Source organism: Pseudomonas putida, assembly GCF_002741075.1.
Classification (GTDB): Bacteria; Pseudomonadota; Gammaproteobacteria; order Pseudomonadales; family Pseudomonadaceae; genus Aquipseudomonas; species Aquipseudomonas putida_T.
Genome location: NZ_CP016634.1, coordinates 335,405 through 348,136, shown reverse-complemented (window position 1 = coordinate 348,136; position 12,732 = coordinate 335,405). Strand labels below are relative to the sequence as shown.

The 12,732-nt window shown below is 62.8% G+C and carries 13 protein-coding genes; 7 read left to right on the top strand and 6 right to left on the bottom strand.

Annotated elements, in window-relative coordinates; translation table 11 throughout:
• Positions 1-2: 2 nt before the first annotated feature.
• The 3 genes from IEC33019_RS01935 to IEC33019_RS01925 all read right to left on the bottom strand — a co-directional run bounded on the left by IEC33019_RS01935 (position 3) and on the right by IEC33019_RS01925 (position 3,046).
• Positions 3-1,667 (bottom strand): cation acetate symporter, encoded by a 1,665-nt coding sequence (locus IEC33019_RS01935; protein WP_070091670.1) that lies wholly within the window; start codon positions 1,665-1,667, stop codon positions 3-5.
• A complete protein-coding gene (locus tag IEC33019_RS01930; protein ID WP_070091671.1) occupies positions 1,664-1,975 on the bottom strand; it encodes a DUF485 domain-containing protein in 312 nt (103 codons plus the stop codon). The genes IEC33019_RS01935 and IEC33019_RS01930 overlap by 4 nt, the downstream gene beginning before the upstream one ends.
• A 210-nt stretch (positions 1,976-2,185) precedes the next feature.
• On the bottom strand, positions 2,186-3,046 hold the full coding sequence (locus IEC33019_RS01925) for a glycine betaine ABC transporter substrate-binding protein (RefSeq protein ID WP_070091672.1): 861 nt from the start codon (positions 3,044-3,046) through the stop codon (positions 2,186-2,188).
• Between the two features lie 217 nt (positions 3,047-3,263).
• On the opposite strand from IEC33019_RS01925, the gene IEC33019_RS01920 reads away from it, so the two are divergent.
• Positions 3,264-4,808, top strand: a complete 1,545-nt coding sequence (locus IEC33019_RS01920; RefSeq protein WP_070091673.1) for a beta (1-6) glucans synthase — start codon at positions 3,264-3,266, stop codon at positions 4,806-4,808.
• A gap of 128 nt (positions 4,809-4,936) precedes the next feature.
• On the opposite strand, the gene IEC33019_RS01915 is transcribed toward IEC33019_RS01920, so the two are convergent.
• On the bottom strand, positions 4,937-5,302 hold the full coding sequence (locus IEC33019_RS01915) for a hypothetical protein (RefSeq protein WP_070091674.1): 366 nt from the start codon (positions 5,300-5,302) through the stop codon (positions 4,937-4,939).
• 227 nt (positions 5,303-5,529) lie between these two features.
• Between IEC33019_RS01915 and IEC33019_RS01910 the strand changes: the two genes are divergently transcribed.
• Together IEC33019_RS01910 and IEC33019_RS01905 are read left to right on the top strand one after the other, a co-directional pair.
• A complete protein-coding gene (locus IEC33019_RS01910) occupies positions 5,530-6,828 on the top strand; it encodes a serine/threonine protein kinase (RefSeq protein WP_070091675.1) in 1,299 nt (432 codons plus the stop codon).
• Between the two features lie 73 nt (positions 6,829-6,901).
• Complete coding sequence (locus IEC33019_RS01905) at positions 6,902-7,636, top strand: MlaA family lipoprotein (protein ID WP_372340650.1); 735 nt, start codon at positions 6,902-6,904, stop codon at positions 7,634-7,636.
• Positions 7,637-7,724: 88 nt separating this feature from the next.
• On the opposite strand, the gene IEC33019_RS01900 is transcribed toward IEC33019_RS01905, so the two are convergent.
• The gene (locus IEC33019_RS01900; protein ID WP_070091677.1) at positions 7,725-8,882 is read right to left on the bottom strand and encodes a patatin-like phospholipase family protein; all 1,158 of its coding nucleotides are present in this window, start codon (positions 8,880-8,882) and stop codon (positions 7,725-7,727) included.
• 15 nt (positions 8,883-8,897) lie between these two features.
• Positions 8,898-9,833, bottom strand: coding sequence for a lipid A biosynthesis lauroyl acyltransferase (locus IEC33019_RS01895; protein ID WP_070091678.1), 936 nt, complete (start codon positions 9,831-9,833; stop codon positions 8,898-8,900).
• A gap of 110 nt (positions 9,834-9,943) precedes the next feature.
• On the opposite strand from IEC33019_RS01895, the gene minC reads away from it, so the two are divergent.
• From minC to IEC33019_RS01875, 4 genes are all read left to right on the top strand, one after another.
• Positions 9,944-10,705 carry a septum site-determining protein MinC gene (minC, locus tag IEC33019_RS01890; protein ID WP_070091679.1) on the top strand — a complete coding sequence of 254 codons (762 nt, stop codon included), beginning with the start codon at positions 9,944-9,946 and terminating at the stop codon, positions 10,703-10,705.
• 96 nt (positions 10,706-10,801) lie between these two features.
• Positions 10,802-11,614, top strand: coding sequence for a septum site-determining protein MinD (gene minD, locus IEC33019_RS01885; RefSeq protein WP_070091680.1), 813 nt, complete (start codon positions 10,802-10,804; stop codon positions 11,612-11,614).
• 3 nt (positions 11,615-11,617) lie between these two features.
• Complete coding sequence (minE, locus tag IEC33019_RS01880; protein WP_043206650.1) at positions 11,618-11,872, top strand: cell division topological specificity factor MinE; 255 nt, start codon at positions 11,618-11,620, stop codon at positions 11,870-11,872.
• Positions 11,873-11,989: 117 nt separating this feature from the next.
• Positions 11,990-12,625 (top strand): RluA family pseudouridine synthase, encoded by a 636-nt coding sequence (locus tag IEC33019_RS01875; RefSeq protein ID WP_070091681.1) that lies wholly within the window; start codon positions 11,990-11,992, stop codon positions 12,623-12,625.
• The last annotated feature ends 107 nt before the right edge of the window (positions 12,626-12,732 follow it).

Below are 12,732 nucleotides of genomic sequence, written 5' to 3'. Positions count from 1 at the left end.
CCTCAGTGGGAAACCGCGCCACTGGCCCCCAGTCCGGTCTGCGAGCGGACGAACTGCGGGAAGAACAGCGCACGCTCGTCTTCAGCGGCCTTGGACTTGTCGGTCACCGAGAAGAACCAGATACCGGCAAAGGCGATGAGCATGGAGAACAGCGCCGGGTACTCGTACGGATAGATGGCTTTTTCGTGGCCGAGGATCTGCACCCAGATGGTCGGGCCGAGGATCATCAGGCCGACCGCGCTGACCAGGCCCATCCAGCCACCGATCATGGCGCCGCGGGTGGTCAGTTTTTTCCAGTACATCGAGAGCAGCAGCACCGGGAAGTTGCAGCTGGCAGCGATGGAGAAGGCCAGGCCCACCATGAACGCGATGTTCTGGTTCTCGAACAGGATGCCCAGGCCGATCGCCAGTACGCCCAGGGCGATGGTGGTGATCTTCGACACGCGGATCTCATCCTTGTCGTTGGCCTTGCCCTTGCGCCATACGCTGGCGTACAGGTCATGAGATACCGCCGAGGCACCGGCCAGGGTCAGGCCCGCGACCACGGCCAGGATGGTGGCGAAGGCGACCGCCGAGATGAAGCCCAGGAACACGCTACCGCCCACGGCATTGGCCAGGTGCACCGCCGCCATGTTGTTGCCGCCGATCAGGGCGCCAGCGGCGTCCTTGAAGTCCGGGTTAGTGCTGACCAGCAGAATCGCGCCGAAGCCGATGATGAAGGTCAGGATGTAGAAGTAGCCGATGAAGCCAGTGGCGTAGAGCACGCTCTTGCGCGCTTCCTTGGCGTCGCTGACGGTGAAGAAGCGCATCAGGATGTGCGGCAGGCCGGCGGTGCCGAACATCAGCGCCAAGCCCAGGGAGAACGCCGAGATCGGATCCTTGACCAGGCCGCCCGGGCTCATGATCGCCTCGCCCTTGGCATGTACCTTGATCGCCTCGGAGAACAGGGTGTTGAAGTCAAAGCCCACGTGTTTCATCACCATCAGCGCCATGAAGCTGGCACCGGAGAGCAGCAGCACGGCCTTGATGATCTGGACCCAAGTAGTGGCCAGCATGCCGCCGAACAGCACGTACAGACACATCAGGATACCCACCAGGATAACCGCGACGTGGTAGTCCAGGCCGAACAGCAGTTGGATCAGCTTGCCAGCACCGACCATCTGGGCGATCAGGTAGAACGCCACGACCACCAGCGAACCGGAAGCCGACAGCGTGCGGATTTCCTTCTGCCCGAGGCGATAGGAGGCCACGTCGGCGAAGGTGTACTTACCCAGATTGCGCAGGCGTTCGGCGATCAGGAACAGGATGATCGGCCAGCCGACCAGGAACCCGATCGAATAGATCAAGCCGTCATAGCCCGAAGTGAACACCAGGGCGGAAATACCCAGGAAGGAGGCGGCCGACATGTAGTCACCGGCGATCGCCAGGCCGTTCTGGAAGCCAGTGATGCGACCGCCCGCGGCGTAGTAGTCGGAGGCCGACTTGTTGCGCTTGGAGGCCCAGTAGGTAATGCACAGGGTAAAGGCGACGAAGGCCACGAACATGGCGATCGCCGAAACGTTGAGCGGCTGCTTGTGCACCTCGCCGGTCAGGGCATCGGCGGCCCACACGGCGGGTGCGAAAGCACCGCAGGCCAGGACGGCCAGGGCTTTTGCTTGGCGGATCATTGTTGCGCCTCCTTCAGGATCTCTTTGTTCAGCTCATCGAATTCGCCATTGGCGCGACGCACGTAGATTGCGGTCAGGACAAACGCCGCAACGATCAGGCCGACGCCCAGGGGAATGCCCCAGGTGATCGACGAGTCGGGACTGAGCTTGGTACCCAGGATCTGCGGGCCATAGGCGATGAGGAGGATGAAGCTGCAATAGAGACCGAGCATGATCGCCGAGAGGATCCAGGCGAAACGCTCTCGCTTGGTGACCAGCTCCTTGAAGCGCGGACTGTTCTGTATCGATTGGTAGATGCTGTCGTTCATTGTTTTTGTCCTAGCAGCAACGCAAATAAGGGAGAACCCGCCCTTACTTTATTCTGCCGATGGACACCAACCAGACGACCTTAGTCTTAGATGCAACGGTGTTTTACAGATTGCGTAACAAATTCGCGGGTAAACCCGCGCCCACAAGTCTGTGCAGTACTTGTGGAGTGGGTTTACCCGCGAAACAGCAGAGTCGACTACGGAAGCTGATTACTTGCCGGTCCACTCCTTCACGCGCTCTGGGTGCTTGGCAACCCAGTCCTTGGCCGCAGCATCAGGCTTGGCACCTTCCTGGATGGCCAGCATGACTTCGCCGATCTCATCCTTGGACTGCCAGTGGAAGTTCTTCAGGAACTCGGCCACTTCCGGCGCCTTGGTCGCCAGCTCTTTGCTGCCGATGCTGTTGACGGTTTCGGCAGCGCCATACACACCTTTTGGATCTTCGAGGAACTTGAGTTTCCATTTGGCGAACATCCAGTGCGGCACCCAGCCGGTCACGGCGATGGACTGCTGCTTGGCGTAGGCACGGCCCAGTTCGGCGGTCATCGCCGCACCGGAGCTGGCTTGCAGTTTGTAGCCGTCCAGGGCGTAGTCCTTGATGGCCTGGTCGGTCTTGAGCATCACGCCGGAGCCGGCGTCGATACCGACAATCTTGTGCTTGAAACTCTCATCGGTCTTGAGGTCGGCAATGCTGGTGGCCTTGACGTACTCCGGCACGATAAGGCCGATCTTCGCGTCCCTGAAGTTGGGGCCGTAGTCGACCACTTTGTCCTTGTTCTTGCCCCAGTATTCCCCGTGGGTGACCGGCAGCCAGGCCGACAGCATCGCATCGAGCTTGCCGGTGGCCACCCCCTGCCACATGATGCCGGTGGCGACGGGCTTGAGGTCCACGTCATAACCGAGTTTCTGCTTGATCACCTCAGCGGCCACATAGGTGGTTGCCACACTGTCGGACCAACCATCCACGTAACCTATGCTTACTTCTTTAGCCATTGCCTGTGCAGCGCTCATGGCCAAAACCAGGGCTGTCCCCACCCCCAGGAAACGTCGCATTCTTGTAAACGTAGCCATCAAAGCATCCCCTCGTCAGGTCTCGGAAGTTGCATCATCATCCTCACACCATCGCTGACCTGCTCTGAGCACGACCTTTACCGCACGATAAACGACAGCAATTCGCCATCAACCCCAGGCCGATCACGCCTTCTGCGTGATCCTTGCATGGCCGATGCCTGATCTAGAGCGTTTGCGGCTATCATCTAGCCCTTTGCGCCTGACGACGGACCGCCCGATGCCCAGCAGCACACGCCTTCTGCCCCTCTACCTGATCGCCTGCTTGTTCGCCCTGATCGGGCTCGGCGCGCTCTGGTACGGGCTTGGCAAGCCTGTGCACCTACCCGATGCGGCCAGCCCCACGCACAAATTGCAGTGCGCCTCCTACACGCCGTTCGACAAGGACCAGTCGCCGTTCGACCAACCCTTCCGCTTGCGCCCGGCACGCATGGACGCCGACCTTGCGCTGCTGGCCGAGCGATTCCAGTGCATCCGCACCTACTCGATGACCGGTCTCGAGGCGATTCCGGCCCTGGCGCGCAAACATGGGCTGAAGGTGATGCTCGGCGCCTGGGTCAATGCCAACCCGGTGGACACCGACAAGGAAGTCGATGCACTGATCGCCTCGGCCAATGCCAACCCAGACGTGGTCAGCGCCGTGATCGTGGGCAACGAGGCGTTGCTGCGCAAAGAAGTGACGGGCGAACGCCTGGCCGGCTTGATCGCCCGGGTCAAAAGCCAGGTGAAGGTACCGGTGACCTATGCCGATGTCTGGGAGTTCTGGTTACAGCATCCACAGATAGCACCGGCGGTGGACTTCCTCACCATTCACCTGCTGCCCTACTGGGAAGATGACCCACGCGGTATCGATGACGCCTTGGCCCATGTGGCCGATGTGCGCCGACAGTTTGGCGAACGCTTTGCCCCCAAGGACATCCTCATCGGCGAGACCGGCTGGCCAAGCGAAGGGCGCCAGCGCGAGACCGCCACGCCGAGCCGAGCCAATGAGGCGCGCTTCATCCGTGGCTTCGTGGCGCTCGCCGAAGCCAACGGTTGGCGTTACAACCTGATCGAAGCCTTCGACCAGCCCTGGAAGCGTGCCAGCGAGGGGGCGGTTGGCGGTTATTGGGGGCTGTACGACGCCGATCGGCAGGATAAAGGCGTGCTCGAAGGCCCCGTGAGCAATCTGCCGTACTGGCCGCAGTGGTGGCTGGCGGGCGTCCTGCTGTTTGCCGTGACCTTGCTGCTGGCGGGGCGACCTGGGAATCGACGTGCCGCCATACTGCTGCCACTGTTGGCCGCGCTGGGTGCCGCGAGCCTGGGCTTATGGGGCGAGCTGGTGCGCACGAATGCGCGCTTTGGCGGTGAGTGGGCATGGGCAGCGTTGCTGCTGGGCCTCAACCTGGTGGTGCTGGCGCATGCCGCACTGGCGCTGGCTGCACGCGAAGGCTGGCGCCAGCGTCTGTTCGCCTGGCTGGAGCGTCATGCCCGATGGTGGCTGCTGGCGGCGGGCTTCGCTGCGGCGGTCAGCATGCTGGCGATGGTGTTCGACCCTCGTTATCGCAGTTTCCCCACGGCGGCGCTGGTGTTGCCGGCAGTGGTCTACCTCGCACGCCCGGTGGCGGCGCCCAGGGCTGAGATCGCGTTGCTGGCGTTCATTGTCGGCGCCGGAATCGCACCGCAGCTGTTCATCGAAGGGTTGAGCAACGTGCAGGCCTGGGGGTGGGCGGTTGTCAGCGCGGCGATGGTCGTAGCGTTGTGGCGCAGTCTGCGCAAAAGCTGAAATTGCAGTCGCGGGTGAACCCACAAGGATGGCGGTGATCCCAGGAAGCGGAATTACCCTTCTCACAAGGCTGGCTTTGATTCGTGTGGGAGTGGGTTTCCCCGCGAACGGGATCTCCCGGCGATGAGCTAGTTCGAGGGCTGCCGAACCAGCCGCAACCCCGCCAGCACCACCGCGAACACCGCAATGCTCGCGGTGTACAGCACCAGGGCCGGAATCCCGAACAACAACCCCAGCACAGCCAGCACCCGCCCGCCCCGCCCCGGCACCCACAGCGCCATCAGAGAAATGCACAACGCGCCCCAGGCCAGCACCTGATGATGAATGCCCAATCCCAGCAACGACCGGGCCTGGCATTGCCAGTACCCCTGCGATGCGTTGCACAGCCCAACCCATCGGGCATCCTCCATCAGCCCATAGCGCACGCCATAGCTGGCGGCCAGCCACACCGACAGCAACAGCAGCAACAGGGCAATGGGCAGCGAGCGGGCCATGGGGACTCCAAAAGGTTGAAAACGAACGCCAGCATAATCGCCCCCGCTTGTCCTGCAAGGCAAAAACTGCCATTGGCGGCTATGTTCGAAGAATGTCTTTTTGCCGCGCCGTAGACCGTCGGCGCAATATCTGGCACGACAAACAAAGGGGCCGCAGGCAACTTTGCCGCGTTATTCATGGTCTTAGCTAGCGCTTTGCCTTTACGTACATTTCCTGGGGGATTCCCATGCTTCGACCCTTGCGCCTCGTTGCCTTGCTCTGCGGCCTGCTCCTGGCCACAGCCGCCTCGGCGCGAGATATCGACGCCGCGAGCTATGGCTATCCGCTGACCAATCCGTTCGAGGCCACCATCGCCACCACGCCCCCGGAGCAGCGCCCGACCCTGCCCAACGACGAGGACATCAGCCAATCCGACTACAGCCTCAACCTGCGTCCGGATCGCGCCTTCACCCTGCCGGACAACTTCTGGCCGGTGCGTAAGCTCAGGTACCGCCTAGCCCGTCAGGATCACGAGGCGCCACTGATCTTCCTGATCGCCGGCACCGGCGCGCCCTACACCAGCAGCATCAACGAATACCTCAAGAAGCTCTTCTATCAGGCGGGCTTTCATGTCGTGCAATTGTCCTCGCCCACCAGTTGGGATTTCATGAGCGCCGCCTCGCGCTTTGCCACGCCAGGCGTGAGCAAGGACGATGCCGAGGATCTGTATCGTGTCATGCAGGCCGTACGCGCCCAGCATCCCCACCTGCCGGTGAGCGAGTTCTACCTCACCGGCTACAGCCTCGGCGCCCTCGACGCAGCCTTCGTCAGCCATCTGGACGAAACCCGACGCAGCTTCAACTTCAAGCGCGTGCTGCTGCTCAACCCACCGGTCAACCTGTATACCTCGGTCAGCAACCTGGACAAGCTGGTGCAGACCCGGGTCAAGGGTATCGATCACAGCACCACGTTCTATGAGCTGATGCTTGAAAAGCTCACCCTGTACTTCCAGCAGAAGGGCTACATCGACCTCAACGAGGCGCTGCTCTATGACTTCCAGAAGTCACGCCAGCACCTGTCCAACGAACAGATGGCCATGCTGATCGGCACCTCGTTCCGCTTCTCGGCGGCCGACATCGCCTTCACCTCCGACCTGGTCAACCGCCGCGGTCTGATCATTCCGCCCAAGTTCCCGATCACCGAAGGCAGCAGCCTCACGCCGTTCTTCAAGCGCGCGCTGCAATGCGACTTCGAGTGCTACATCACCGAGCAGGTGATCCCCATGTGGCGTGCCCGCACCGATGGTGGCAGCGTGCTGCAACTGATCGACCAGGTGAGCCTCTATGCACTGGCCGACTACCTGCGCGACAGTCCCAAGATCGCCGTGATGCACAACGCCGACGACGTCATCCTCGGCCCCGGCGATATCGGCTTCCTGCGCAAGGTGTTCGGTGATCGTCTGACGCTCTACCCTCATGGCGGCCATTGCGGCAACCTCAACTACCGCGTCAACAGCGATGCGATGCTGGAGTTCTTCCGTGGTTAACAAATTGCTGCTCGTCACCGCCCTGCTCGCCACCGGCAACGCCCTGGCAGCCGAGACCGCGCCCCGCGCCAGCGTGGTCGAAGCCGACAAGATCGACTCTCCAACGGTGGAGCCCGACGGCTTCCTCGACCCGCTGCGCGAGCTCAAATTCAACCCTGGGCTCGACCAGCGCGAGTTCGAGCGCTCCACCCTGACCGCGCTGAACGTCTACGACCCGCTGGAATCGATGAACCGGCGCATCTATCACTTCAACTACCGCTTCGATCAGTGGGTGATGCTGCCGGTCGTCGATGGCTACCGCTACGTCACTCCACGCTTCGTGCGCACCGGGGTGAGCAATTTCTTCAACAACCTGGGCGATGTGCCCAACCTGTTCAACAGCGTGTTGCAACTCAAGGTCAAGCGCTCGGCCGAGATCACCGCCCGTCTGATGTTCAACACCATCATAGGCGTAGGTGGCTTGTGGGACCCGGCGACCAAGATGGGCCTGCCGCGCCAGAGTGAGGACTTCGGCCAGACCCTGGGCTTCTATGGGGTGCCCGACGGGCCGTACATCATGCTGCCGATCCTGGGGCCATCGAACCTGCGCGACACCACCGGCCTTGTAGTGGACTATGTGGGCGAACGTGAGGCGAACTACCTCAACGTCGCTGAAGCCAGCAGCGACCACCCCGAGATCACCGTGCTGCGGGCGGTGGACAAGCGCTATACCACCAACTTCCGCTACGGCCAGCTGAATTCGCCGTTCGAGTACGAGAAGGTGCGCTACGTGTACACCCAGGCGCGCAAGCTGCAGATCGCCGAGTAAGGCGCGGACGCAGTGGTGTCATTGCGAACACCGTAAAACCCGTGGGAGAGGGTTTACCCGCGAATCGAGGGCACAGCCCTCGCCAACCTCAAGGGGGACTCAACCCCAGGAATTGACACAACTCCCGCCGCTTGGCCAAGGCGTCCTTGCGCCCCAGCTCGATCAGTTCGCTGCAGTAGCTGGCTTCGAACAGCAGATAGCTCAACACCCCCGCGCCGCTGGTACGGGTTGCTCCCGGCCCGCGCAGGAACAGGCGCAGCGCCGCCGGCAGCTCACGGCGATGTCGGGCGGCGATCTCGTCCAGCGGCTGACTGGGCGCCACCACCAACACCTCGATGGGCGCCAGACCCAGCCGCCGGGCATTCAGGTGGGCCGGCAGCAGATGGCTGAGGTGGTTCAGCCGCTGGAGCAGCTCGATGTCATCCTCAAGGCTGTCGATGAACGTGCTGTTGAGCATGTGGGCGCCGATCTGTGCAAGGCTTGGCTGCTGACCGCTGAACACCCGCTGGTTCGGCATCGGTGCCGAAGGCCGCTGCGGGTTGCCGCTGACCCCGACCACCAGCACCCGGCTCGCCCCCAGGTGCAGCGCAGGGCTGATCGGTGCCGACTGACGCACCGCGCCGTCGCCGAAGTATTCCTCGTCGAGCTTGACCGGGGCGAACAGCAAGGGGATCGCCGAGCTCGCCAGCAGGTGCTCGATGGTCAGGGAGGTCGGCACGCCGATGCGCCGGTGTCGCAACCAGGGCTCGATGGTGCCGCGCCCCTGATAGAACGTCACCGCCTGGCCCGACTCATAGCCGAAGGCGGTGATCGCCACCGCCCTCAGTTGCTCGGCAGCCAGGGAATGGCCGATCCCATCGAGATCCAGGTGCGATTGCAGCAGGCCCCGCAACGGGCTGCTATCGAGCAGCGCCACCGGGACCTGGCCGCCGACACCCAACAAACTGTGGCTGACGAAGCGGCTGGCCTGGCGGATGACACCAGGCCAGTCGCTGCGCAGCACAAGATGGCTACGAAAGTTCTGCCAGAAGCTCGTCAGGCGCTGCACCGCCTCGGTGAAGCGCGTGGCCCCACTGGCCAGGGTGACGGCATTGATGGCACCCGCCGAGGTCCCGACGATCACCGGGAACGGGTTGGCCGCGCCCGGCGGCAACAGCTCGGCGATGCCGGCCAGCACCCCCACCTGGTAGGCGGCACGGGCGCCGCCGCCAGAAAGAATCAGACCGGTGGTGGGAAGCGGAGCCATCGTTGTCATCCGTGATCAGCGTTTTTTCTTGTCATAAAGCCGCGGCTCTCCTGGCGGACGCGACTTGAAGCGCCGGTGTGCCCACAGGTATTGCTCCGGGCATTCGCGCAGCACACCTTCGACCCATTGGTTGATGCGCAGGCAATCGGCTTCTTCGGTCTCGCCAGGGAAGTCCTCGAGCGGCGGATGGACCACCAGGCGATAGCCGCTGCCATCTTCCAGGCGTTTCTGGGTGAAGGGGATCACCCGGGCCTTACCCAAGCGGGCGAACTTGGTGGTGGCCGTGACGGTCGCGGCCTGAATGCCGAACAACGGCACGAAGATGCTCTGCTTGGCGCCATAGTCCTGGTCCGGGGCGTACCAGATGGCTCGGCCGCCACGCAGCAGCTTGAGCATGCCACGCACATCGTCGCGCTCCACCGCCAGCGAATCGAGGTTGTGACGCTCGCGACCGCGGCGCTGGATGTAGTCGAACAGCGGGTTGCCGTGTTCGCGGTACATGCCGTCGATGGTATGGGCCTGCCCGAGCAAGGCGGCGCCGATTTCCAGGGTGGTGAAATGCACGGCCATCAGAATCGCCCCCTGACCGTCGCGCTGGGCGGCCTGCAGGTGCTCCAGGCCTTCGATATGGGCCAGGCGGGCCAGGCGCGGCTTGGGCCACCACCAACTCATGGCCATCTCGAAGAAGGCGATGCCGGTGGATGCGAAGTTTTCCTTGAGCAGATGTTGCCGTTCGTCGCGCGACAGTTCGGGGAAACACAGCTCCAGATTGCGCGCGGCGATACGCCGGCGCTCACCGGCGACCCGGTACATCAGCGCGCCCAAGGCACGGCCCAGGGCCAGCAGGGCACGGTACGGCAACTGGGCCACCAGCCACAGCAGGCCGAGGCCCAACCAAAGGCCCCAGAATCGTGGGTGAAGAAAATACGGACGAAAACGCGGGCGTTCCATTGAAGCTTCCGGCAAGACAAAGGTGGCCATTCTACATCGGTTCGCCTGCGGTTGCGGCCAACGGGTCTTATCGTTATAAGTCAGGGCACTTTTTTCGCAACAAGCCGTCTATGCAGACCATGAGCCTCAACCAGACCTCCGATACCGCACCCGTCTTCCAGCTCAAGGGCAGCATGCTTGCCATCACTGTGCTGGAACTGGCGCGCAACGACCTCGAAGCCCTCGACCGGCAACTGGCGGCGAAAGTGGCCCAGGCCCCCAATTTTTTCAGCAACACCCCCTTGGTGCTGGCCCTGGACAAGCTGCCGGCCGACAGCGGGGCGATCGACCTGCCCGGCCTGATGCGCGTCTGCCGCCACCATGGCCTGCGCACCCTGGCCGTGCGGGCCAGCCGGATCGAGGACATCGCCGCGGCGATCGCCATCGACCTGCCGGTGTTGCCGCCGTCGGGTGCGCGCGAGCGGCCACTGGAACCGGAGCCTGAGGTGAAGAAGCCCGAACCTGCGCCAGCCCCGCCACCGCCACCGGCTGAGCCTGAAGTTCGCCCCACCCGCATCATCACCACGCCGGTGCGCGGCGGCCAACAGATCTATGCCCAGGGCGGCGACCTGATCGTCACTGCCTCGGTCAGCCCCGGTGCGGAACTTCTCGCCGATGGCAACATCCATGTGTACGGCGCCATGCGCGGTCGCGCGCTGGCCGGCATCAAGGGCAACACCCGGGCCCGGATATTCTGCCAGCAGATGACCGCAGAGATGGTCTCCATCGCCGGCCAGTACAAGGTGTGCGAAGACCTGCGCCGCGACCCGCTGTGGGGGGCCGGCGTGCAGATCAGCCTGTCCGGCGATGTGTTGAACATCACCCGTCTTTAACGGATACTTGCCGGCATTTTTAGCGCAACTTTTTTCCTGTTGCCGTTTTTTGTATTTGCAGGGACACGCGTCCCGTTTATTTAGGGGTGAAACACCTTGGCCAAGATTCTCGTGGTTACTTCCGGCAAGGGGGGTGTGGGCAAGACCACCACCAGCGCCGCTATCGGTACCGGCCTCGCACTGCGTGGCTACAAGACAGTCATCGTCGACTTCGACGTGGGCCTGCGTAACCTCGACCTGATCATGGGCTGCGAGCGCCGCGTGGTGTATGACTTCGTCAACGTGGTCAACGGCGAAGCCAACCTGCAGCAGGCCCTGATCAAGGACAAGCGGCTGGAAAACCTGTTCGTGCTGGCCGCCAGCCAGACCCGCGACAAGGACGCCCTGACCCAGGAAGGCGTAGAGAAGGTCTTGATGGAACTCAAGGAGTCCTTCGACTTCGTCATCTGCGACTCCCCGGCCGGCATCGAGAAAGGCGCTCACCTGGCGATGTACTTCGCCGACGAGGCCATCGTTGTGACCAACCCGGAAGTTTCCTCGGTCCGTGACTCCGACCGCATGCTGGGCATCCTGTCGAGCAAGTCGCGCCGCTCCGAGAACGGCGAAGATCCGATCAAGGAACACCTGCTGATCACCCGTTACCACCCTGAGCGCGTCGAAAAGGGCGAAATGCTCAGCATCGCCGACGTCGAAGAGATCCTGGCGATCAAGCTCAAGGGTGTGATCCCCGAATCCCAGGCCGTGCTCAAGGCCTCCAACCAAGGTATTCCAGTGATCCTGGACGACCAGAGCGATGCCGGTCAGGCATACAGCGACACTGTCGACCGCCTGCTGGGCAAAGAGAAGCCACTGCGGTTCATCGATGTGCAGAAGCAAGGATTCTTCGCGCGCCTGTTTGGAGGCAAATAAACCATGAACCTTTTTGACTTCTTTCGTGGCAGACAGAAACAAAGCAGCGCGTCGGTAGCGAAAGAGCGTCTACAGATCATCGTGGCGCACGAACGCGGCCAACGTAGCGAGCCTGATTACCTCCCAGCCTTGCAGAAAGAGCTGCTGGAAGTGATCCGCAAGTACGTGAACATCGGCAGCGACGACGTGCATATCGAGCTTGAGAACCAGGGTAGCTGCTCGATCCTGGAGCTGAACATCACCCTGCCCGATCGCTGATCCAGCTATTTCGGGTCGCCCCTGTGGGAGCGGGCTTGTCCTGCGATTGTGTCAGCCCAGGCTGGCGCAATCGCAGGACAAGCCCGCTCCCACAGTGCTTTCCAAAGAGACTTTGCAATGCCGCTGTCGAACGTCCAGATCCTCCATGAAGACGCCGCCATCCTGGTGGTCAACAAGCCGACCCTGCTGCTGTCGGTACCAGGTCGCGCCGAGGACAACAAGGACTGCCTGATCACCCGCCTGCGGCAGAACGGCTACCCCGATGCGTTGATCGTTCACCGGCTGGACTGGGAAACCTCCGGCATCATCCTGCTGGCCCGCGATGCCGACAGCCACCGCGAGCTTTCACGCCAGTTCCATGACCGCGAAACCGAAAAGGCCTACACCGCGCTGTGCTGGGGCCAGCCGGCGCTGGACAGCGGCAGCATCGACCTTCCCCTGCGCTACGACCCGCCGACAAAGCCACGCCATGTGGTGGACCATGAGCAGGGCAAGCATGCCCTGACCTTCTGGCGCATCGTCGAGCGCTGTGGCGAGTACTGCCGGGTGGAACTGACCCCGATCACCGGGCGCTCGCACCAGTTGCGCGTGCACATGTTGTCGATCGGCCATCCGCTGCTGGGCGACCGCCTGTATGCCAACCCCGAGGCCCTGGCGGCCCATGATCGCCTGTGCCTGCATGCGAGCATGCTGAGCTTCACCCACCCGGTGACGGGCGAGCGGTTGAACTTCGAATGCCCCGCGCCGTTCTGAGCCTCTTGCGCTGGATTCTTCGCGGGTAAACCGCTCCCACAGATACAGCGGTGTTACGCAGAGCACCGCAGAACCTGTGCGGGCTTACCTGCGAAGAGCGCCCCACA